17 protein-coding genes are annotated in these 22,894 nt (G+C 46.0%); 6 read left to right on the forward strand and 11 right to left on the reverse strand.

The annotated features are described in order from the left end of the window. Positions 1-51: 51 nt before the first annotated feature. The 3 genes from QUA25_RS06640 to QUA25_RS06650 all read right to left on the reverse strand — a co-directional run bounded on the left by QUA25_RS06640 (position 52) and on the right by QUA25_RS06650 (position 2,755). Positions 52-729, reverse strand: coding sequence for a GIY-YIG nuclease family protein (locus QUA25_RS06640; protein WP_333036516.1), 678 nt, complete (start codon positions 727-729; stop codon positions 52-54). A gap of 143 nt (positions 730-872) precedes the next feature. Beyond that, on the reverse strand, positions 873-1,736 hold the full coding sequence (locus tag QUA25_RS06645; RefSeq protein WP_333036518.1) for an aldo/keto reductase: 864 nt from the start codon (positions 1,734-1,736) through the stop codon (positions 873-875). Positions 1,737-1,960: 224 nt separating this feature from the next. Next, positions 1,961-2,755, reverse strand: coding sequence for an ABC transporter permease (locus QUA25_RS06650; protein WP_445242199.1), 795 nt, complete (start codon positions 2,753-2,755; stop codon positions 1,961-1,963). A gap of 448 nt (positions 2,756-3,203) precedes the next feature. On the opposite strand from QUA25_RS06650, the gene QUA25_RS06655 reads away from it, so the two are divergent. Next, positions 3,204-4,277, forward strand: a complete 1,074-nt coding sequence (locus QUA25_RS06655) for a radical SAM protein (RefSeq protein ID WP_333036520.1) — start codon at positions 3,204-3,206, stop codon at positions 4,275-4,277. An 865-nt stretch (positions 4,278-5,142) separates the two neighbouring features. On the opposite strand, the gene QUA25_RS06660 is transcribed toward QUA25_RS06655, so the two are convergent. The 3 genes from QUA25_RS06660 to QUA25_RS06670 all read right to left on the reverse strand — a co-directional run bounded on the left by QUA25_RS06660 (position 5,143) and on the right by QUA25_RS06670 (position 14,129). Then, on the reverse strand, positions 5,143-6,732 hold the full coding sequence (locus tag QUA25_RS06660) for a glycoside hydrolase family 57 protein (RefSeq protein ID WP_333036521.1): 1,590 nt from the start codon (positions 6,730-6,732) through the stop codon (positions 5,143-5,145). Positions 6,733-7,272: 540 nt separating this feature from the next. Then, entirely contained in the window at positions 7,273-10,482 is a 3,210-nt protein-coding gene (locus tag QUA25_RS06665; RefSeq protein WP_333036522.1) for an EAL domain-containing protein, read from the reverse strand. A 371-nt stretch (positions 10,483-10,853) separates the two neighbouring features. Beyond that, the gene (locus QUA25_RS06670; RefSeq protein ID WP_333036523.1) at positions 10,854-14,129 is read right to left on the reverse strand and encodes a PAS domain S-box protein; all 3,276 of its coding nucleotides are present in this window, start codon (positions 14,127-14,129) and stop codon (positions 10,854-10,856) included. A gap of 542 nt (positions 14,130-14,671) precedes the next feature. On the opposite strand from QUA25_RS06670, the gene gatB reads away from it, so the two are divergent. The 5 genes from gatB to QUA25_RS06695 all read left to right on the forward strand — a co-directional run bounded on the left by gatB (position 14,672) and on the right by QUA25_RS06695 (position 20,378). Continuing rightward, positions 14,672-16,174, forward strand: a complete 1,503-nt coding sequence (gene gatB / locus QUA25_RS06675) for an Asp-tRNA(Asn)/Glu-tRNA(Gln) amidotransferase subunit GatB (protein WP_333036525.1) — start codon at positions 14,672-14,674, stop codon at positions 16,172-16,174. Between the two features lie 359 nt (positions 16,175-16,533). Continuing rightward, complete coding sequence (locus QUA25_RS06680; RefSeq protein WP_333036527.1) at positions 16,534-17,700, forward strand: pentapeptide repeat-containing protein; 1,167 nt, start codon at positions 16,534-16,536, stop codon at positions 17,698-17,700. A gap of 43 nt (positions 17,701-17,743) precedes the next feature. Further along, a complete protein-coding gene (locus QUA25_RS06685; protein ID WP_333036528.1) occupies positions 17,744-18,319 on the forward strand; it encodes a Uma2 family endonuclease in 576 nt (191 codons plus the stop codon). 80 nt (positions 18,320-18,399) lie between these two features. After that, positions 18,400-19,038 carry a Uma2 family endonuclease gene (locus tag QUA25_RS06690; RefSeq protein ID WP_333036529.1) on the forward strand — a complete coding sequence of 213 codons (639 nt, stop codon included), beginning with the start codon at positions 18,400-18,402 and terminating at the stop codon, positions 19,036-19,038. A gap of 107 nt (positions 19,039-19,145) precedes the next feature. After that, on the forward strand, positions 19,146-20,378 hold the full coding sequence (locus QUA25_RS06695) for a pentapeptide repeat-containing protein (protein WP_333036531.1): 1,233 nt from the start codon (positions 19,146-19,148) through the stop codon (positions 20,376-20,378). A 79-nt stretch (positions 20,379-20,457) separates the two neighbouring features. Here the strand turns inward: QUA25_RS06695 and QUA25_RS06700 are convergent, their stop codons facing one another. The 5 genes from QUA25_RS06700 to QUA25_RS06720 form a co-directional block, all read right to left on the reverse strand. After that, positions 20,458-20,649 carry a hypothetical protein gene (locus tag QUA25_RS06700; RefSeq protein WP_333036532.1) on the reverse strand — a complete coding sequence of 64 codons (192 nt, stop codon included), beginning with the start codon at positions 20,647-20,649 and terminating at the stop codon, positions 20,458-20,460. 337 nt (positions 20,650-20,986) lie between these two features. Continuing rightward, positions 20,987-21,256: a response regulator gene (locus QUA25_RS06705; protein WP_333036535.1), complete on the reverse strand. Its 270-nt coding sequence runs from the start codon at positions 21,254-21,256 to the stop codon at positions 20,987-20,989. 173 nt (positions 21,257-21,429) lie between these two features. Continuing rightward, positions 21,430-21,810 (reverse strand): response regulator, encoded by a 381-nt coding sequence (locus tag QUA25_RS06710; protein ID WP_333036579.1) that lies wholly within the window; start codon positions 21,808-21,810, stop codon positions 21,430-21,432. 127 nt (positions 21,811-21,937) lie between these two features. Next, the gene (locus QUA25_RS06715; protein WP_333036536.1) at positions 21,938-22,372 is read right to left on the reverse strand and encodes a hypothetical protein; all 435 of its coding nucleotides are present in this window, start codon (positions 22,370-22,372) and stop codon (positions 21,938-21,940) included. 116 nt (positions 22,373-22,488) lie between these two features. Beyond that, a complete protein-coding gene (locus tag QUA25_RS06720) occupies positions 22,489-22,869 on the reverse strand; it encodes a response regulator (RefSeq protein WP_333036538.1) in 381 nt (126 codons plus the stop codon). Between the last annotated feature and the right edge of the window lie 25 nt (positions 22,870-22,894).

Genomic DNA, 22,894 nt, shown 5'->3' on the forward strand with positions numbered 1-22,894 from the left:
CATAAACCCGCCCCCATTTATGGCGGACGAAAGTTTATGTAGCAGCAAATTTTATTCGCCGGACTTTGTTTCCTGGGTTTGCGATTGAATCACGGCACTCCAGTCATCATTGTTAACAGCCGCTTCCAAATCCTTAGCCCGATCGCCATCACTTTTGGTAGCGGTTTCTAACTCTTTGGTAAGAGTGGAATCAGCCATTGCTTTGCGTAATTTTAGCTTCTTTTCTTCATAAGCTTTTTGTTCCTCAGCAGACATTGCCGATCGCGCTGCTTGGCCTACCGTAGCCGCCCACATTTCGCTGTCAGCACTGTTTCCAGGCGGAATGCTGCCGAGTTCTGCTATCCAAGCATCCCGCAAACTTTCCATTTCTTCCCGCTTCGGGAATTTGAAAGTTTGCACGCGCAGGAAAGCACAATTTTCTGCGCCATTTTGGGCGATGTGACCGTTGATTGAAAGCAGGATATTTCGCGAATAACCGATAAACTGAGTGTTGCGGGAAGTGTCCATTACAGCGTAAACGCCGGCGACTTTCGCGTTAGTTGCCAAATCGCGCCATGTATCGATCGACATTACTTGCGTGCCGTCATTTTCTAATTCAGAAATAGCGGCTGCTGCGCTGTGTTCTGAGTCGGAACTGTATAAAAAGTTGTGCAGTCCTTCATGGGCGACTGGTACGTTTTGATGTTCAATTGCTACGTCTCTATCGGCATTCACTTGATTAGCTTCCATTAAATTCAATTCCTCAAAAAATGTCAACTTTACTCATTAAATCCCACTTTCAGGGGCGGGCTTTCCGGCCCACCCCACAATAAAGTTCTGTTTGTGGAACAGGCCGGAAAGCCTGTTCTATTGTTGTTTTTGCCCTTATATACTTAACTTACGGCAATTTGTTGCAATTCCTCGTCAGTCAATTTAACTTCGAGCGCCTGCACCGAGTCCTCAATACTCGATACTTTGGTCGCACCGGGAATCGGAACGATGCAGGGCGATTGTGCCATCAACCAAGCTAATACTATACAGTAAACTGAAACGTTTTTTTCTGCTGCTAATTTGGCGATCGCGGGCATATCTTGCAAGCTTGTGGCGCGGCGGCTTCCTCCTAAAGGGCTCCAAGGAAAAAATGTCAGTTTTTCGGTTTCGCAATATTCCAGAACGCCGTCTGATTCCGGCTGTCTGTGCCACGGATTATACTGATTCTGTACAGAGACAATTTCTACTGTATCGCGGGCGCGTTTTATCTGCTCTACAGAAAAGTTGGAAACTCCAATAAATCGAATCATTCCTGCTTCTACTGCTTCTTTTGCGGGTGCTAGGGCTGCTTCGATGGTATAAGCGGGATCGGGCGAGTGATATTGCCAAAGGTCGATCGGTTTCTCGCCGCCCAACGCTTCAAAACTTTCGCGAATTGTCTGGCGCAAATGATGGGGATTGCCGTTGCGCGTCCATGCACCTTGAGGCCGCATTAAGCCGCCTTTAGTGGCGACAGTAACGGCCCGAGTATCTCCGGTGTACTGTTCCAAAGCTTTGGCAATCAGTTGCTCGTTGTGGTGTTTGTCGGATTCATCTTGGCAGTAGGAATCTGCGGTGTCAATTAGGGTGACACCCAAATCGAGGGCGCGGTGAATTACCGCAATTGATTGCGATTCTGGCGGCCGGCCGCTTAAGGACATTGGCATACCTCCAAGACCGATCGCGCTGATAGTAAAATTACTGTTACCCAGTTTTTTTCTTTTCATTGGTTTGCCTTCGTTTGCGTAGTTTATTTCCTGTTTACATTTCCAGGATAGGTTGAAATCTTACATTTTTTTACCTATCTAAGTAAATAGAAAAAATATTTTTTAGATAAGCTGTTTTGCCTTGAAAGTGTATATTTCAATTCCCTATTCCCCACGTGTCAAATCCTCTCCCTCTCAAACATAATAGACAATCTAGATGTGCAGCAGCTTACCTACCTACTTAACTAGCTGGAAGCGCTGGTGTAAAAGCGGAGTGCAAAGTGCCAGAAGTAGCGGGAGAAAAATAACAGCCCGATCGCCAATATTCCCGCCCCTGCGATCCAAACGATTTCACCTCTCCCCAGCATGGCTTCTGCAGGCACAGTCGTCAAGAAGGCAACGGGAACTACGAAAGTGAAGAAAAATCGATAAGCTGCGGGATAAGCTGCCATTGGAAACCTACCGGCTTCTAACAATCCTTCGAGAACTTCGGTAACATTGTAAATTTTGACAAACCAAATGCTGGTTGCCCCTAACATAAACCATATACTGTAAAGAGTAATAGTTCCGAATAATAGCGGTATTGCTGTTAAAAAATAGTTGCCGATTGCTACTCCCAATTTGTTAGCAGCATACAGCAGCAATACGGTGCCCAAGATTAAATCTGGGATTCCCCAAGGCGAAACTGTGTTTGCAGATAGCCAGAATTGGGAACTGATGGGTTTGAGGAGTACGAAATCGAGAGTACCTTGCTGCACTCGATCGACAATACGGCTGAGATTAGGTGCTAGAAACGTTGACGAAAACCCCTGCAAAATCGTGAAAATACCGAGTACAACTAAGGCTTCTTCCCATTTCCACCCAGAAAACGTGTAACCGGTACGGTAGAACAAAAACAGCCCAAACAAGCTGCCCGCAAGATTTCCGAGGCTGCTGATGGCCGCGAGGACAAAGTTGATTCGGTATTCTAGTTCCGCTGCGATCGCCGCACCCCAGAACAATTTCAGTACGTGCAAATATCGTCCCATGTTTGTCGCCATTTTTTGCCGTTGAAATATTTATATTTCATCCTATTGTAAAGCTTGTGTGAAGTTAACTGCTGTATAGCTGCTTATTTCACTATAATTTTAAATTATTTAGACCGCTTATTTAAGTAGTTTTATTGACAGGCAGTATTAAGTTATTTAACAAATTTTAAACAAAAAGTACAATTATTAAATTAAGTCAATCTTAAGCCCATATATTTGGGGAATTATTAATCCGGGTTCATGTTTTTACACAAAGCCTCGCTTGATTGATTAGAAATCTTAATAGGTTACAATTCTTAATAATATAAATATTTGACAAACATCTAGCCATACCTAAACGCAACACTTAGGATGGGGCATACGTATTCAAAAGCAATACGTAATCAACAATGCGTAATTATACGTACAAAAGAGGAATCGAGAAATTGACCTAGCTAACAACACGTAAGGAAAAAAAGACATGGATGCTTTAACATTATCGAGACTGGGCGTCAAGCACACCAAAAGTGCAGTGGCCGAATCGCTGCGAATCAATACAGGATACGACGTGACAAGCCCCGTCACTTTTTACGGGATTGTCAACGAGCGCTGCAATGTAAAATGCCGGCAGTGCGAGTATTGGCGGCTCAAAGAATATAAAGACGAAATGACGATCGAAGAATGGCAAAATGCCCTCTTGAGCGTCAAAGAATTTGTGGGCGAATTTTCAATCAACTTTAGCGGCGGCGAACCTTATATTAAAAAAGGTTTTCTAGACTTGCTGGCCTTTGCAAATAAAAATGGCATTCACGCCGGCGTCACCACAAACGGCTATTGCATGACCAGGGAAAACGCAGCCAAAACTGTGGCTGCTCGTCCTTTTAATGTGAATATCTCAGTTGACGGGCCGAATGCAGAACTGCACGATTATTTGCGAGGTCAACCGGGATTATTTGATCGGCTTTCTAAAGGAATCGGTTATCTGCGCGAAGAACAAGAAAAACAGAACGTCCTGTTTCCGATCAACATCAAACCGACAATGAACCGACTCAATTTCCGCCACCTCCCGGAAATAGTCACCTGGGCTCAGGGAATTGGCGCGACGACGGTGAACTTCCAACCAGTCAACCGCTGGACGCCAGAAACATACGAGGAATTGTGGATTGAAAAAGAAGACATCGAGGAATTTGCACAAGTAATCGAACGCCTAATTGAAATGAAGAACAACGGTGCTCCGATTATGAACAGCGATGAAGTGTTGCGATTGATGATTCCTCACTTTGCCGAAGAAAAAGCTCCTGATTCAACTCGTCCTTGTCGCGTGGGACTCCGCAATTACTGGATTGATACGCGCGGTGATGTGAAATTGTGCGATGAGTTTCCGGTAATTGGTAATGTAAAAAATGCCAGCGCCCGCGAGATTTGGTACGGCGAAAAAGCTCAGGAAGTCCGTCGCGATACCTTGAATTGCGGCAAGCTTTGTCTGATTACTTGTGTCTCACAAAAGACTATTTTGGACAAAGTGAAAATGGGGATGAAGTTATTAAAAAATTGAGGTTTTAGCCGTGTTAACATTGCTTGTTTTCATGGTTGGTGACCGGGTTTGAGCAGAAACCCGGTTTTTTGTTTGATTAATTGTATTCCCTTCGGTTTTGCTAAAGGACATGGCAATGCCGTTTATTTACGAATACAATGTTTTGTATAAGTCTTGGCTAAATATATTATTGTCCCTTAAACAATAACCGATTGGTTGACGATACCTTATGTCAAGAATATTATAAATCTGTTGGAGCTTTAAGTGGGTTATCAAACGAACTCAAATGAGGGACAATTATTAAAATTAAAAATTTTCCCCAATTCAATAAATTAAATTATTTCCCGTACTTGTAAAAAAATGGATATTTCGCAACTACGGACAAGAATCAATCTACAACAAGTGATGTACACAAAGTGTGTGCCATTCGTTGGAATAACAACTAATTTCAGAGAACTCAAGCAATTAACAAGGATATAGTCTTGGCAGTGTAGTAAAGCTCGGATTAAAATAAATCATGTTGCTTCTTGCGCTTTACTCGTGTAGGCTTTGCGCTAACAAGTTTAGCCGGTCAATCGGGTCAAAGAATTTATCAAATTAAACACTCTAGTGCTGTCAAGTTATTTAATTTGTTAACTAAAACGTCCCAATGCTCATATGTTTATTGTCTAATGGTTTGGTGCATGGTGCGAGGCTCACTTGGGACAGTTGCCTAAGTCCTGAATAGGTTTGACGCGCTACTTATCGGGGTAAGGCGCCCACTGCAAACCTGCAATATAGATGTTCTGCCCAAGTCTTGAACAATTGTATGAAAAAAAACCCGCGTAGGCGGGTTTTTTTTGTGTCGCAAGTGGTTTGAAACTGTCGGGATTTGCTCGCAGTTTGCTTAAAGCGATCGATAAACGCGATAGTTAATTTCAGGGAAAATATTATCAATCTCCTCAACCTTCTCCAACCAACCCGAATCAACTTTCCCTTCTTTCACTTCATCGTACAGCTTGTGAAAGCGCATTAAGTGCGATCGAGTCCGCCGCACTGCATAGGGCACCATCGTCCCTGTACGCATGATAAATGCCCAGTCAGAAGATTGAGCTAGCAGCACTTCCCGCGCCGCCTGGTTCAAAGCTCGCCACTGCAATTCATCCGCAGGTTCCATGCTTCCCAACTCAATCATCCGTTCCGCAGCTTTGTGCAAGTGCGGGTAAATCCAAGCATTGGTATCGTTGAGCCAATATTCGTGGAAACCCCGGAAACCCCAGCTAGACTGAGACGGGCGGCACACTTGCTGAGTCGGATTTCCCCGCAAATAATCGGCTAAGTGCGTCATCTCGTAGGTATTTTGGTCGTACCAACTCTTGCGGAACAGGTAATCTAAGAACCAAGGCCCTTCGTACCACCAGTGACCGAAAAGTTCGGCGTCGTAAGGTGAAACAATAATCGGCGGACGCTGCATAATGCCGTTGAGGTGTTCGACTTGGCGTTCCCGGTTAAAAGCAAAGTTGCTGGCGTGTTCGGCTGCTTTTTCCCTTGCCCAGTAAGGATCGTACAACTGTTTATCGCCTAAACCCAATCCGCGACCGGTGATTTTGTGATATTTAATCCCGGTATTTTTCCGCTGGCCGTTGGGCATGATGTAGGGCTTAATGTAATCGTAGTCAGCTTCCCAGCCCAAATCTTTGTAGAATTCGCGGTATTCGGCAGCGCCTGGATAGCCGACTTCGGAAGACCAAACCTGCTGCGAGGATTCGTGATCCCGGCCGAAGGCTGCGACTCCGCATTCGGTAAAAATGGGGGCGTAGCTGCCGTAGCGGGGACGCGGGCGGGCGTAGAGGATGCCGTGACCGTCTGTGAGAAAGTAGCGGAGGCCGGCGTCGGCTAACATCCGTTCTAAGCCTTCATAGTAGGCGCATTCGGGCAGCCAAATGCCTTTTGGTCGGCGGCCGAAGTTTGCTTCGTAGTTGTCGCAAGCTACTTGAATTTGTGCCCAAACTGCTTCTGGGTACATTTTCATCAGCGGTAGGTAGCCGTGGGTGGCACCGCAGGTGATGATTTCGAGGTTGTTGGTATCTTGGTGTTCTTTGAAGGCTTTGACTAAATCTCGATCGTACTTTTCCCAAAAGTTGCGGACTTGAGAGAAATGGGCGGCGTAATGTTCGGCTAAATAGCGGAGGTGGCCGTTGCCGCTGTTGTGTTCGATTTCGAGATCGGCTAATTCTTCGAGTTTAGCCAAGTGGTCGTCGAAGCGGTCTTGCAGCAGGGGGTCGCGCAGCATGGCCACTAAGGGCGGCGTCATGCTCATGGTAATTTTAAAGTCGATGCCGTCGCGCTTGAGCCCTTCAAAGACTTGCAGCAGGGGAATATAGGTTTCCGCGATCGCCTCAAACAGCCATTCTTCTTCTAAAACGTAGTCGCTTTCGGGGTGGCGGACGAAAGGCAAGTGGGCGTGGAGAACGAGGGCGAGGTAGCCAATAGTCATAAAAAAATTCGGTAAGTGGGAAACTCAGCGTCTTTAGGGCTGAGAGGGAAACGGGTCGGCGGTTTGAACCGCCGTGAATTTTTCCATTACACGAGGATTGCTAGATGGGAGTGTACTTTTGTAATGTACTTTCAGTGGGACAATTACCACTTCCAACCTCGCAACCCGCGATCGTATAATGTTCGCTCCATAAGGAGCCTCTATGAGAGGGGTAATGTTAGCTTGCGCCTTAGTTAAGGGCCGATACTATATTTAGGACACTGATTTAACCCAATAAGTCTATTTAATCCTAAATTTCGCTTGGCAAGGAACTAGCTTCGCACTCCCTGGTAGGTCTTTAACTCTTACCGTTAACGTAGTACGCAGCTACACATCTGGTCAACTATCGTTTAAGTCTGAGGCTGAAAGCCCAGTATCTTTAGACATGGGTTGTTGACAGTGATTTGGATGCCGTAGTTATTAACTGACGCCAGTTAGGGACTGTTTTAAAATATTTTAAGATTTTATGCTGAAACGGGACTCACAAAATGCCGTGTTTTTTTAATGGCCTTTCTCTAACAAACTAAATGTCAGCAAATTCTGATTTTCTGCTTGCTGTCGGATTAGGGTTGCTGCTGTTTGAGAGTCTACTGCCTTTGAGAAAAAGAATCCCTGGGCGTACTCACATTTTAACCCTTTGAGTATAGATAGTTGCGAGGCTTCTTCGACTCCTTCGGCTACTACATCCATGCCTAAATTGTGGGACAAAGTAACGATCGACCGCACAATTTCGGTCGGGTCAATCCCTCCTTTACTGAAATCGAACTCCCCTCCCATCCTGCTAACAAAAGAACGGTCTATTTTTAAGGTATTGGTGGGGAAGCGGTGCAGGTAGGAAAGCGATGAATAGCCGGTACCGAAGTCGTCAATACACAAGTGTATGTTTCGGGTTCTGAGCTGTACCAGCATTGCTGTTACTGATTCGGAATTTTCTATGAGTACGCTTTCGGTAATTTCTAGTTTTAAACTGCTGCCGTCGAGGTGAGTTTCTGCGAGAACTTGATCGATGTATTCGATTAAATCTGGCTGAGAAAACTGTTTGACAGAAATGTTGACGCTAACGCTTAAGGGGGGATTGCTGGGAAATAGCTGCTGCCACTGGCGGATTTGGTGGCAAGCTGTGCGGAGTACCCAGCGGCCCAGGGGTACGATCAAGCCGGTTTCTTCGGCGATGGTGATGAATTCACCGGGGGAAACTAAGCCGCGTTCTGGATGCTGCCAGCGCACTAGGGCCTCAAAACTGGTAATTGTGTTACTGGCGATCGACACGATCGGCTGGTAGTGAATAATAAACTGGGGCGCTGCGGATAAGGGAGGTAAGGCTGATGCGGGGGATGAGGGAAAGTCTTCTTCTCTGACCGACTCTCTAATTGATTCGATCGCCCGCCGTAGGTCGTTTTCTAGCTGCAACAGGCGCAAAGCGTGGGCGTGCATGGAACTGTTGAAAACTTCGTGTCGGGCTCTGCCAAGTTCTTTGGCGCGGTACATTGCTGTGTCGGCGTCGCGCAGCAGGGTTGTCGGTTCCAGGTATTCGCCAGAACTCAAAGCTATGCCGATGCTGGCGGTGATAAATACTTCGTGTCCGTCTAGAAGGAGAGGGGAGGTGATTTTCTTTTGCAGGCGGTTGACAATGGTGGTAGCTTCATTGATGCCCTCGATGTCTTCTAGCAACAGCACAAACTCGTCACCTCCGAGGCGGGCCACTGTATCTCCGACCCTCAGACAAGCTTCCAGACGCCGCGCGATCGAGACTAGCAGTTGATCGCCGATGGCGTGGCCGAGGGAATCGTTGACTACTTTAAATCTATCTAAATCGAGAAACAGCACCGCAAACAAGTAGTCTTTGCGCCGTTTTGCCATCCTCAGAGCGTGTTCCAGCCGATCGGTCAATAGCGATCGGTTGGGCAATCCGGTGAGGGCGTCGTGAAAAGCATCGTGCAGCAGTTGTTCTTCGGCGAGTTTGCGCTGAGTGATGTCGTGACAGTTAATCACGATTCCCTCGACTGCGGGATCATACAGCAAGTTGGTGGCTACAGCTTCTACATAACACCAGGAACCGTTGCGGTGGCGGACTCGGTACTCAACTGGGCACTGGCTTCTTTTGGGGTTTTTAATGGCTTTGTGGAGGGTTTCGGTGATCGTGGCGCAGTCGTCGGGGTGAACTATTTCTAAGGCGCTGCGCCCGATCGCCTGGTGGGGCGCGTATCCTAAAATTCGCTTGACGGAAGGGCTGATGTAGCGGAAGATTCCTTCGGCGTCGAGAATGATCGTGATGTCTGTGGCGTTTTCAATCAGCGAGCGAAATCGCTGTTCGCTTTGGCGCAGGGCTGATTCTGCTTGTTTGCGATCGCTGATGTCGAGGGCTACTCCGTCTATAATTACGTCGCCGTTTTCGTTTTTGGAAAATTTAGCGCTGTCTTGCACCCACTTGATCTCCCCAGATCTCAGAACGATGCGGTACTGGCGATCGCATGGCAAAAGACTCGCTCTCGATGCTGCTACGTGGCTGTCAGACGAGCTTTTGTCCTCTGGATGGATGATTTCGGTCAAGAGTTCTGGGTGCGAAATCACTTCTTCGGCCCCGAACCCAGTAACTTCGCGCACGCCGGGACTGATGTAGGGCAGCGACATTGTGCCATCTGGATGCAGGACGGTGCGGTAGACTGAGCCGGGAATATTGGCTGCCATTGTGGCTAGCTGCTGCTGGATGCCGCAGACTGCTGCTTCGGCGCGCTTGCGTTCTGCAAGCTCGGTTTGGGCTTGTTGGTAGAGTTCGGCTTGGTGGATCGCGATCGCGCACTGATCGGCTATGGCTTTGAGTAGCGACAGTTCTTCTGCGCTCCAAGAGCGCGCCCGATCGCACTGATAGAGGCTAATTCCTCCCAAAAATGACTGCTGGTAGAGCAGTGGCGCGATCGCGACGGAGCGAAACCCTACCAACCCTGCTGATTCTTGCAGGGACGGGCACAGTGTCGATAACTCGTCGATAATCAGGGTTTCCCCGGCCGCGAGCCCCGATCTGTAGTGCTCGGCTACTTTGCAATTTACCCCAACAAACCCTTCTCGGTCGGATGCTTTGCTGATGTAGCGAACTCTGATGCCGCCTTCAGCATCTGGCTGCAAGATGGCGCAGGCGCTGATGTCTAGAGCTTCGTGCAGTTGATCTGCGGTGGTTTGCAGCACTTCGTCGAGTACAAGGGTGAAGCGCATGGCTTGGAGGATGCGGTTGATGATCGCTTCTCGCTGAGCTTGCCGCTGAATTTGGGCGATCGCTTCTTGTTGCTGGCGCCGCATTTTGTATTCTTGGAGCGATCGTTCTAAGACTGTTGGCAACCTAAACAGTCGCCCTTTTAATACGTAATCGGTCATTCCGGCTTTGAGGCACTCAACTGCCGCTTCTTCTCCCAAACTTCCCGTTACTAAAATCAAGGGTATGTCTTGCCCTAATTCCTGCATTAATTTCAACACTTCTAAACCGTTGAAGCCGGGGAGGCGGTAATCTGAGAGTACAGCATCGTACTTGTAATTTTCGAGCAGTTTTCTGCACTCTGTTGCTGTTTCGGCCGTGTCGCACTTAAAATTTACCCCCCCCGATTCTAAGGCGAGCACTATTAATTCCATATCTTCTGCCATGTCTTCGATAATCAACAAGTTTAATGTTGATTCCGCCACCATTTTTAGTAGATAGTTGGTCTGATTTATATCTAACATAATGTATTTGGGAGGTTTTCAATTGGTTATTCGTGTTTTTGCTAGTAATTTTTTAGACTGAGTTTTGTTGTTAATTTTATCTCTATATTTTTAGTTATTTTTAGCAAAATCAATTATCTACTCTACTCGCCAGACCTTGATTTAGCACCGGCAGTCGAGGGCTGACCGAACCGATTGGGGATCATCCCCATTTTTAAAAGAGCGTTTTTTAGGAGTACGAGCATCTTGGACAGCCTAGCCTATATCTTTCGCTTCTATCCCTAACAGTGAACACTCCTGTCATACCAAAATTCTGATGCTCTCACCGATTGTGACTTATTTAAGTGTATAAGAGTTTTAAATTTTGAATTTAAAACTCTTATACACTTAATTTACGAATCTATACTACCGTTTGAGATTGTTTGCCCTAGTTTAAAGTAAAACGTGGCTCCTTGACTAGGTAGGCTTTCGGCCCAAACCGTGCCGCCGTGGCGGTGAATAATCCGCTGGACGATCGCCAAACCGATGCCCGTACCTTCAAATTCTCTCTGGGAGTGCAGCCTCTGAAAGGCTCCAAACAGGCGATCGGCATATTCCATTGGAAAACCCACCCCGTTATCCTTGACAAAAATCGTCCCATCCGGTAAACCCTCAATAACTATTGTAGCTGGAGTGCGTCCGCGACTGAACTTGACGGCGTTGCTAATCAAGTTGCTGAACACCTGTTGCAGCAAGGTTGGATCTCCCATTACAGTTGGCAAATCTCCGACGGCAAATTCAACGCTGTGGGGAGTTTGGGCCGGATCTGCGACAGTTGGTGGTTTAGTCAATTTAATCGCATTTTGTACCAAACGGCTCAGATCGATCGGAATTTGCCTCAACTCGGTGCGAGTCACCCGCGACAGGGCGAGCAAACCGTCAATCAACAGGCTCATTTTTTGGCTGCTTTCTTCAATTATTTCCATATAGTGAACTATTTTGCGATCGCTCAAAGCCTCAGTTAATTCTAGCCGCTGCTTCAACGCTTCTACAAAACCTGAAATGTGTCGCAAAGGTGCGCGCAAGTCGTGGGAAACTGAGTAAGAAAAAGATTCTAATTCTTGATTGGCAGCTTCTAATTGCTCTGTGCGTTCTGACAAAGCTTGTTTTGTCTCTACCAACTCAGTGATATCGCGAGCAGTGCCAATTAAAGCATAAACCTCGCCGTTGAGATTTCTCAGCGGAATTTTAAACGTGTCGAAGTAAGCATTGCCACCCGGCCTCACAAATTTTTCCTGGTAGTGCAGAGTTTTGCCCGATTCAAATACGTGCAAATTTTCCCGCCTAAATCGTTCTGTGAGTTCGCTGGGATAGCACTCAAAAATAGTTTTGCCCTGCATCTGCTGCCTGCTGTAGAAGCCGGAAAATTCTGCAAGGGGATGGTTGACAAAAGACAAGCGCATATTGTCCCGTTCTACAACATAAATGTAGTCCGGCAAAGCATCAAAAAAAGTCTCTAATTCTGCGGTACGCTGGGCAACTTGAGCTTCTAAAGTTTCGTTGAGTTCTTTAAGTTCAGATTCTACTCGTTTGCGTTCGGTGATATCTTGACCAATGCCGATACACCTGCCGTCCGAAAGACGAACATTTGCCCAAGAAGTGTCGATAATTCGCCCGTCTCTAACTTGTGTTTTGAAGTCGCTCCAGTTCTGATTTGCTGCTTGGATTTCATCCAAAACGTATTGACGGTATTCTGGCTGCGGATAAAATTCCGCCAAGATATCGCGGTCTTTGGTTTCCGCCAAACTCCAGCCGAGCACTTGTTCCCAGTGGCGGTTTACCCAGTTTACTTCACCGCTGCTTCCCAAGAATGCGAGCATGACCGGCACGTTGTCGAATATAGTTTGCAGCAGTTCTTTTTGCTGTTTTAATGATTCTTCGGCTTGTTTGCGATCGCTGATATCGAGTACGGAACCGATAAATTGTACAATTTGTCCGTCTGGGGTTCTTTTAAAAATTTTAGAGCGATCGTGCACCCAGCGCCATTCCCCATTTTTGTGTTTTATTCTGTAGTCTATGTCATGCGTTTCATGGGTATTGCTGCTGTGTTTGAGCCGCTCCCTACCTGTAATTAGCTCTAACAAATCATCGGGATGAACCAACTTAGCCACAGCGTCTGTACCCAAATCTTGCAATTCTTGGGGAGTGTAACCCAGCATGGCTGTGACCGATTCATTTGCATAAATATTTTTGTTTTCTACTGCATCGTAAATGTAGAGAAAGTTAGGTATTGTTGTAACAATACTCTCTAAAAGTTGCTGATGTTTTTGCAGTTCCAATTCTGCCTGCTTGCGATCGCTTAAATCCAGCACAAAACTGACTCCTAACTGCTGCGTTCGTTCTAAAAATGTGCTGCCGAGCATCACCGGAGCGCGGCTCCCATCGGAGCGCAAAAATTCTTTTTCAAAGGGAATAACGGTATTTCTAGCCCTCAGTTCGGCAACTTTTTCTGTGTCTAAACGCACGTATTCTGGCGGTGTCATTTCTTGCCAGTTAATTCTTCCCGCAAGCAAATCGTCCCGCGTATATTTTACCGTGTTTAAAAAAGCGGCGTTGGCATCTATAATGGGACCATTAATGTCCCAAAAGATTAGACCGATCATGTTAGAATCAACTATTGTTCTAAATTTAAATTCGCTTTGTCGCAACTGGGATTCCACTTGTTTTAGTTCAGTAATGTCCCGGGCTATGGATAAAACTGTTTCTACTGAATTGTCTTCAGTAAACTCGGGAATAACTCGACAGTGGTAATGTTTTATGCCCTCGGGAGTGGGAAACTCAAATTCTATGGTTTCTTGTTTTCCGGTGCCAAAAACTTTCAAAAAAGTGTCCTCCCACAGGTCGCACAAGTGTGGTGGCATTCCTGATTCTCTGTTGCTCTTGCCAATTAATTCGGCGGGGGTTTTTCCGGTTGCTAATTCTACTGCGTGGTTGATGTAAAGGTGGCGGAATTCTCTATCAAACCTGGCGATGATATCGGTCGCATTTTCCGCTAGGGTGCTGAAAGCTTGTTCGCGCCGGTGCAGTTCTTCTTGAATGCGGTGGCAATCGGTTATGTCTCTGCCAAAAGAGAGAATAGAAACTACTCTTCCCGATTCATCGAGGAGTGCAGAATTGTACCATTCGCAGTAAATTACCGAGCCATCTTTGGTATAGTTGCGGTTGCGGGAAATGTTGCGGGTTTCTCTACTGTGTAACAGTTGATTTGTGACGTCGCACACTTGCTCGAAGTCTTCTTGATGAACTATTGACCATTCGTGCCAGTATTTGCCGATTACTTCTGCTGCACTCCAGCCAAATAGTTGTTCTGCCATTGGCGACCACCGCATTACCCGAAATTCGCTGTCCCACTCTACAACTGCCAGGGGCGAGTTTTCTAGATGAAATTCCCGCCGCGAGTTGGCTTTTTTTATTTGAGTTTGAAGTTGCTGCCGGAGTTGCTTCGCGCCGGCCAAGCGATCGCTAATTTCCTGTGTGTTTGCTGAGCCGGCTTTGGCAATGTGAGCAATGGTTTCTGCTGTTTGTTTTTCGAGTTCGTTCCAAGCGAGTTCGAGGGCTGATTCCGCCTGCTCTAGCTCAGTGATGCTGTTCTGAAACAGTGTGGCACTTTCTACTGGAATTTCAGGCATAGGTTTTACACTTAGGCAAGTGTTACTTTTAGAATTCAAAATTAAAGCTTAAAAATTAAAAATATGTAATTTCCTGTTAAATTATACATTTTTAATTTTTAGTCTGTGCGTGGAGCAGATCGTTGGAGGCGGCGGGCGTTATTAAATACTGCCAGTAAAAGGATTTGGGGTGTACATTGATCAGCAATTGTGGTGGATGGATCTAAAACTCTCCTGGGTAAGGGAAGGGTGCGGGCAGGAGCAGGCGCTAAGTATATTTTTGCACAGAGTTGTTGTTTGGGGGCGATCAAAAGGAGATCGGCGTGGCTGCGGGCTTGGGTTGATCGCGAATCTGTAGCACGGCGTTGCCTATGCAGATCCCCATTTGTCTCAACTAAACACGCTTTATCCAAGTCCGGCAGGGGTTTAAACCTGCTGAACTCAGGGTTTGACGCGCTTGTAGACACCAATGAAACCGCCCCTACCTACAAATACTCTCCAATCACTTTGGTCAATAAAAAGCTAAAATAAAATCTAAAGTTATTCAGTCTTTTAAATCGCTTATGACTGCTGCTGCACCCTCTTCGATAAAAAACCAAACTCAGTACGAAGCCATTATCGGTCTCGAAACTCATTGTCAATTGAGTACGAATACTAAAATTTTCTCCAGTTCTTCTACAGAATTTGGCAATGCCCCAAATACTAACATTGACCCAATTTGTATGGGAATGCCGGGAGTATTGCCAGTATTAAATCAAAAAGTGCTGGAGTATGCGGTGAAAGCAGGGCTGGCTCTCAACTGCGAAATCGCACCTTACAGTAAGTTTGACCGCAAGCAATATTTCTATCCCGATTTGCCTAAAAATTATCAAATTTCTCAGTTCGATTTGCCGATCGCTACTAACGGTTGGCTAGAAATTGAACTGGTGGATGAGACGGGAAATTCTACTAGAAAAAAAATCGGTATCACTCGCTTGCACATGGAGGAAGATGCCGGAAAATTGGTTCACGGCGGCAGCGATCGGCTCAGCGGTTCAACTTATTCAATGGTGGATTACAACCGCGCCGGTGTGCCTCTAATCGAAATTGTTTCGGAACCGGATTTGCGATCGGGCGCGGAAGCTGCCGAATACGGTCAAGAATTGCGCCGGATCGTGCGCTACATCGGTGTTGGCGACGGGAATATGCAGGAAGGTTCGCTCCGGTGCGACGTGAATATTTCGGTGCGCCCCGTGGGCAGAAAAGAGTTCGGCACGAAGGTGGAAATTAAAAATATGAACTCTTTTAATGCGATCGAACGAGCGATCGATTACGAGATCGAGCGGCAAATTCAAGCTGTGGAAAATGGCGAAACCATCGTCCAAGAAACGCGGCTTTGGGATGAAAACAAGCAGTGTACTTTCAGTATGCGGGTTAAGGAAGGCGCGAGCGATTATCGGTATTTCCCGGAACCGGATTTGCCTCCGATCAAAGTTTCGGCCGAGCAATTGCAGGATTGGAAAGCTCAACTGCCGGAATTGCCAGCCCAAAAGCGCAATCGCTACGAAACAGAGCTCGGTCTTTCTCCCTACGACGCGCGGGTGCTGACTGACGACAAAGCGGTGGCGGAGTATTTTGAAAAATCGATCGCCGCCGGTGCTGTGGCTAAACAAGCTGCGAATTGGGTGATGGGCGATATTACTGCTTATCTGAAAAATGAAAAACTGGCGATCGCAGAAATTCCTTTCCAACCGCAGGATTTAGCCGAACTGTTGGGGCTAATTGATGCCGGTACGATCAGTGGCAAAATCGCTAAGGATATTTTGCCGGAGTTGCTGGCAAACGGTGGTTCGCCTCAGAAGTTCGTTGAGAGTAAGGGTTTGATTCAAATTTCGGATACTGGGGCGATCGATCGAGCGATCGATGCGGTGTTGGCAGCCAATCCCAAGGAGCTCGAACAGTACCGAGCCGGTAAAACTAAGCTGCTGGGCTTTTTTGTCGGCAAGGTGATGAAGGAAACGGGCGGCCGGGCCGATCCCAAACTCACCAATGAGCTGTTGGCGGCGAAGCTTAACGGCGCAGGCTAAGCAGTTGTTAAGGGGGTCGTGTAGCGGATACAGCGGCGGGCGATCGGTTTTTCCTGAGCTCGCCGCGATCCCTGGATCGTAACTTTATAATTAATCTACATTTCTTTACAACATCTTCACGTTTGGGGGTGACACCCCTCATCCCGACCGTGTTATATTGTGTTATGTAGATGCACCCTGATGGCAGAGAGAGTTACTTAGGTAGCTCTCTCTTTTTTTGTCTTTTTTTTTGCACGGACGTGAAAATACGGATGGGGGAGGGGATTAACCATACCGATCCCCGATTCCCGATTACCGATTAGCAATTACCGCTTTGAGTCGATTAATATCAATTTTAGTTATTAACTAATTTTGACATTATGAGCGAACAAGCTAGCGAGCTAATCAAGCAGGGGATTTCGCAATATCAGGCGCGTCAATTTGAGGCGGCGCTGAATTCTTGGCAGGAAGCGCTGGCGCTGTATCGCTCAATGGACGATAAGCGGCGATCGGGTGCGGCGCTGGGTAATATGGGCGTAGCTTACGAAGCGCTGGGAAATTATGCTCAGGCGATCGACTGCTACCAGCAGCATTTGGTGTTAGCGCGGGAAATTCGCGATCGCCGGGGTGAGGCAAATGCTTTGGGAAATCTGGGCAATGCTTGCTGTGCTCTGGAGGATTTTTCTAGTGCTATTGATTACCAGCAGCAGCGTTTGGCGATCGCGCGGGACACTGGCGACGGGCGCTCTGAATTGGAAACTTTGGGCAATTTGGCGCTAGCTTACGATGCTAAGGGAGATTTGCCTGGTGCGATCGAATGCTATCACCAGCAGTTGTCGATCGCGCGCACCAGCAAGGACGATCGCATTGAGCGCAATGCTCTCAAGTATTTGAAGCTGGGTTACAAGTATTTAGCCGATTACGAGAAGGCTAACCAGTACCGACAGGAGCAATTGGCGATCGTCCGGGAACTGTTTTTAATTGATAAAAATAAGAGTTTTGTACAACTTGCAGAAACAGTTGGTTTGAATCCAATTGAGGATTTTGCTGGGGCTAATTTAAGCGGTTTTGACTTGCACTACACTGATTTTAACGGTGCGGATTTGCGCGAAACCAACCTCCGAGGCGCAGATTTGACTTTGGCAGATCTCAGCGGTGCTTTGCTGAGCGCTGCTATTTTAATTGATGCTAATTTGTGCAATGCTAATTTGCGGGATGCTGAGCTCAGCAGCGCCAATTTGAGCGGTGCTGATTTGCGGACAAAGCTGCCCCGGGCGAATTTGAGCGGTGCAAATTTAACCGGCGCCAATTTGAGCAGTGCTTATTTACCGAATGCGATTTTAGTAAATGCAAATTTGACAAATACTGATTTCAAGAATGCTGATTTAAGTGGTGTTAATTTGAGTGGTGCGAATTTAAACGGTGCTGATTTGAGTCGCGCTGATTTGACAAATACAGTAGTAAAAAATGCAAAGTTTTTTTGTTGTTTGGGAATTTCGGATGCCCTGAAGGTTGAATTGACGGCACGGGGCGGGATTTTTGAGTAGAATTAATTGGAAAGGTTGGTAATTGTAGAGGGTAAGAAAAGCTATGACTGCCGTAACTGCAAAACGATTCTCGATCGCCGAATATCACCGTTTGGGAGAACTGGGATTTTTCGCCCCCGATGAGCGAGTTGAATTGATTCGCGGAGAAATTATCATTATGGCTGCTAAAGGTACGTTTCACTCTGTTTGTAATTCGCTGCTGTTTGGAGAATTGTACGCGCTGGTGGGAAAACGCGCGATCGTGCGCGGTCAAGAGCCAATTATTTTGTCTGATGATAGCGAACCAGAGCCTGATGTTGTGATTGCCCGCAATCGAGCCGATCGTTATTTATCTTCTCACCCGCAGCCTGCTGATATCTTGTTGGTAATTGAAGTTTCAGATTCTACTTTGAAGTACGATCGCACAACCAAGCTGTCTCTCTATGCTGAGACTGGGATTTCTAATTATTGGATATTTAATTTGGTTGATAATCAACTGGAAATGCACAGCGAGCCTTATCAGAAACAAAACGGGAGTTATAGTTATCAATTGCAACGAGTTGTTTTGCCAAATCAGACGGTGGTAATTCCTGATTTTCCCGAGTTGTCTCTAGATTTGTCTTTGGTATTTCCAGCTTAGGCTTCCTTCGATGATATAATGCAAAAGTGCGATGGCTACACCCCGGCTTGCGCCTACGAACTCTTCACGAAAATAGCCCTATGACCGCTCAAACTCTCGCTCCACCCGAACAAATTGTCGAGCTATCGGGTATCAGTTGGCAAACCTACGAAACTTTGCTAGCCGAAATCGGCGATCGGCAAATTCGATTGACATATAATCGCGGCAATTTGAAAATTATGGTACCTTCTCCCGAACACGAACGTTTCAAAACAATAATGGGTCGATTTGTTGAAACCTTAGCGGAAGAATTAGAGGTGAGAATTGAGCCTCTTGGTTCCACAACTTTCAAGCGTCCTGAACTTAGCGGTGTAGAACCTGATGAATGTTTTTACATCCAAAATGTTAGTGCAGTTAAAGGCAAAAAAAGAATCGACATGAATCAAGATCCGCCGCCCGATTTAGTGGTAGAAATTGATATTACCAGCCGTTCGGAAAATAGCTTGCAGGTTTATGCGGATCTGGGAGTGCCGGAAGTTTGGATTTATAATGGATCGCGGCTCAGAATCAACAGATTAGAAAATGGAGAATACGTTGAGGGCGAGATCAGTTTAGCATTTCCCAGCTTACCGATATTAGAGATTGTTAGATTTTTGGAACAAGCAGAAACAATGGACTATTTGGAATTAGTGAAAGCATTTCGGAATTGGGTGAAAAGCCAAATCCAGCAAAACCAATGAGTTGCGGATCGAATTAAACAAAATTTACAATCTTGTCCACAAAAAAAAGCTGTATTGTGATAAAATAGAAATAATAAACTAATTTAAATATCAATTACAGGCTGGTAGTGCCAGCAATTCTACCCGATATGCGATCGCTAGAGTCTCAAAACAAATACCCAGATTGCTTGTGGATGCAATTAGAAGCAATTCCACTTCCATCGGTTGCAGCCCAAACCCAGCAGCTAGACATTCACTTGAGCCTAAATTTTAACGAGCATTGGGAACCGCTGCTCGGCGGTCGCGTCAAATTTGGTCTGCAAGGCGGAATCCTCAAACTCCATCTAGAAAACTGCAAGATTCCCGTAGCATCTCGTCAGTTAGTCGGTTCTTTTAAGCTTTTGCCAATTGAAGAAACCCTGGCTATTCAAAGCAGTGCAGAAAATTTAGTAACCGAAACTCAGCGGGGAGTTCAGGGCGGGGAGAAGGCGGAAAAAATTAAGGAGACAGAGAGCATATTTTGTCACGTTTCCACAATCAGCGATGATACAACGCCAGCTTGGATTTTTTCAGTAGAACAGGGCAAATCAGTATTAAAAGGTTTGCTAAAAAATGCTAAGCTGGGAGAAATTTCTGGCAAAGAATTTCGGGTGGCAGCCGCTTTTGAGGTTGCTAAAGAAGATATTAATCTCACAGATGCGGAGGGTTTGTGGCCGCACGAGATCACGCCAAATCAACATTCTATTTTAGAAAGAATCCTGACTGTATACCTACAAAAACATAAACTCCAACCTGCCCTCAGTTGGGCGCTATTGTCCTACAATTTACCTCCGGTTGAACCGCGCGAACTGAAAATTGTCCCGGAAGCTGAATCGGAATTGCAGGAAATGGTCGATCGCATTATCTCCGCTGAAACCGACAACTTTGTGGAGTTGGCAAAAATCGCCAATCTCAATCCAGCACTAGATTTCGCTGGTGGTAGCTTGCGCGGAACGACTTTAAGTGCAGTGGATTTTAGCAGCGCAAATCTCGATCGGGTAAATTTCCGGGGTGCAACCTTAAACGATGCCGATTTCAGCGACGCCAGCCTGCAAAATGCCAAATTCGGCGGGGCAGATTTGAGCGGCGCTTTCTTAGGAAATGCCGATTTAAGCGGTGCAGATTTGCACAAAGCAAGTCTAGCTTTAGCTAACCTCAGCGGTGCCAATTTGAGCGGCGCAAACCTGCTGGAAGTGAACTTAACAAATACTAATTTCAGCGGTGCGAATGTCGAGTCAGCGAGGTTTGGGAACAATTCAGGAATGGATGAGGAGATGCAGGTGAATCTACAGCAACGGGGAGCGATTTTTGAAGAGGTTTAGTCGGTAAGTGCGAGATCCCTTTCATCCATCCGCCTCGATTGTGGCACGGGCGTCACGCCTGTGCGATCGCATTTCACCTTCAAACTAGCGCCTCTGAAGAAAGTGGCTTCTTAATGCTTAACTCTGTAACTAAATTTATAGAGAGTGATGCACCGTAGCTGTTAAGAGAGTACACAGGCATTTCTTGCCAACACTGACGGCAAAACCAGTATAATTGAGCTTGGCGAATGTGACGCAGCAGTTGATTCGTGCAGCAAGGACAGCTTGTCATAAAAACCTCTTTTTTATCGAAAGTGTATTAGTCTCTTGTTGCCAAGCGCTGTAAGCTGGCTGGAAGCAGCAACTCTATGAATGTAGAGGTAAGAAGTAAAGATTTGGTAAAGAATACAAGCTTGTTAAGGAATTGATGCAAATCGAAATATTTCGTAAAAGTAGCAATAACTGAGAGAAATTGTATCCAACAACCCCCAGATTCCCACAGAGGATACTCAGTCTAAATCCCAACCCAAAACCTTCGCTATCTCAACGGTAAGCATAGTTGGCTTGAGAGAATTGACGATCGCTGCTGCAAGTTGAGATTTGTGTAACCAACTCTGTTGTAAATCGGATCATTTGGCTTTGAGAGTTACCAGCAGAACCGGAATTCCTTGGGTTTCTGGTTGGGTTTTTAGTTGTTTGAGAAATAGCAATCCATCAATTTCGCCGATAGCAACATCCAAAATAATCGCCTCTGGCTGATAGAAACTTGCTTGTCGCAAGCATTCTTCACTCGAACTAGCAACTTCCACGTTCCAACCTACCAAATCAGTCAAGCAAGCCTGGATTACCTCGCCTATATTCTGATTTTTGTGAATTACTAAAAGTATGTTTGTAGTCATACAGATACCTTGCAAATGCTTCATGTTTTATTAAACAAAAGCCTGTAAAATAGTAGCCATGTCTGGGTTTTTGGCGGGGTAGTCACGCCCTAGGGTGAGTTTGGCAAGCCTATCAATAGGGATATTAAGATTGTAAAGTCTTAAGAATCCTGCGTCTGCCATACCGGGAAGTGTCAATCATCCCATCCCAAAATCTCTGCCACTTTTCCCGGCAGGGTAGTGACTTCAAATGGTTTGCGAATTACCCCAGCAACACCCATTTCGGCAAATTGAGCCATATCGGTTGACAAAACTCTTGCTGTCACCAGAATCACTGGAATCGATCGAGTTATGGGATCGGATTGGAGACGATCGTACACAGCAAACCCATCCATTCCCGGCATAGATACATCCAGCAAAATAGCGTTAGGTCGTTCGGTTTGTAGGATTTGTAAACATTCTTGTCCTGATTCGGCCACCAGGGTGTTCCATCCCGCGAGGTCTTCCAGGCACAACTGTACCAGTTCACGGAGGTGTTCTTGGTCATCAACGATGAGAATTTGTTTCCCTATCATCTTGCTTTCTGGCAGGAGACTGCCCTCATAATTAGCTAGTTGCAAAGTGTTCATTTTATTTGGGTTGATTAGAAATCAATTGTTCGGTTGCCAATTTGGCCTTAAATACACATTTTTAAGCAATTGCTTAAAAATGTGTATTTAAGACTTGAATCCGAACTTGGGATGGCGGAGTTCTCAACTTTTTAGCAAGCTGAATGGTTAAACCATCCGAGTGTATTTCAGTCCCATAAATTTCAGGATGTACGGGGTGGGGCAACGGGATGAGACTTTGAAATTGACTAGGAAGGAAATAACCTTCTACTCCAGCAGCTTCGGTAGGTTGACCTTGAATTAAAACAGTTTCTGGAGTGATGTGGAGATTCAATTTGACAAGATGAATGTCAGAAATGTGAACTTTAAGGATAAGAGTCATATCCTTTTCTTGAATTGTAATACCTGCGATCGGTGTTTCCTCTGTATGATCAATCCAAAGTGTGGATTGCTGACAACCAGTGGGTAAACCGGAAAATGAAACTGCGAGATCCTGATTTATATCATTCAAAGCCTGAAAAGCATTCATTTAGTCTCCTCCTAATGCAAAGAACTTTTAGCTGCATAACAGGAGACTAAATAACAACGGTAAGGAATTGGTAAAGATTCGGTTATTGTTACAAAACTTCACAAAAATGGTGAAAGTCAATCAACCCATCCCAAAATCTCTGCTACTTCTTCCGTCAGGGTGATGGGTTCGATCGGTTTGGCAATTACTCCAGCTACCGCCATCTGGGCAAATTTAGCCCGATCGCTGGGCAAAACTTTCGCTGTCAGCAGAATCACTGGAATCGATCGGGTAATCGGATCGGACTGCAGGAGCTCGTACACAGCAAACCCATCCATCCCCGGCATAGATACATCCAGCAAAATAGCGTTGGGTTGTTCTATTTGCAGTATTTGTAAACATTCCTCTCCCGATCCTGCCCCCACTGTTTCCCATCCGCCTAAATCTTCTAAGCAAGCCTGCACAAGTTCCCGAAGGTGTTCTTCATCGTCAACAACTAGAATTTGTCTGTCAGTCATGGCATTTTGGATTGGAGATTGTGGA

The sequence above is a fragment of the Microcoleus sp. Pol17C6 genome (assembly GCF_036701145.1).
Lineage (GTDB): Bacteria > Cyanobacteriota > Cyanobacteriia > Cyanobacteriales > Microcoleaceae > Microcoleus.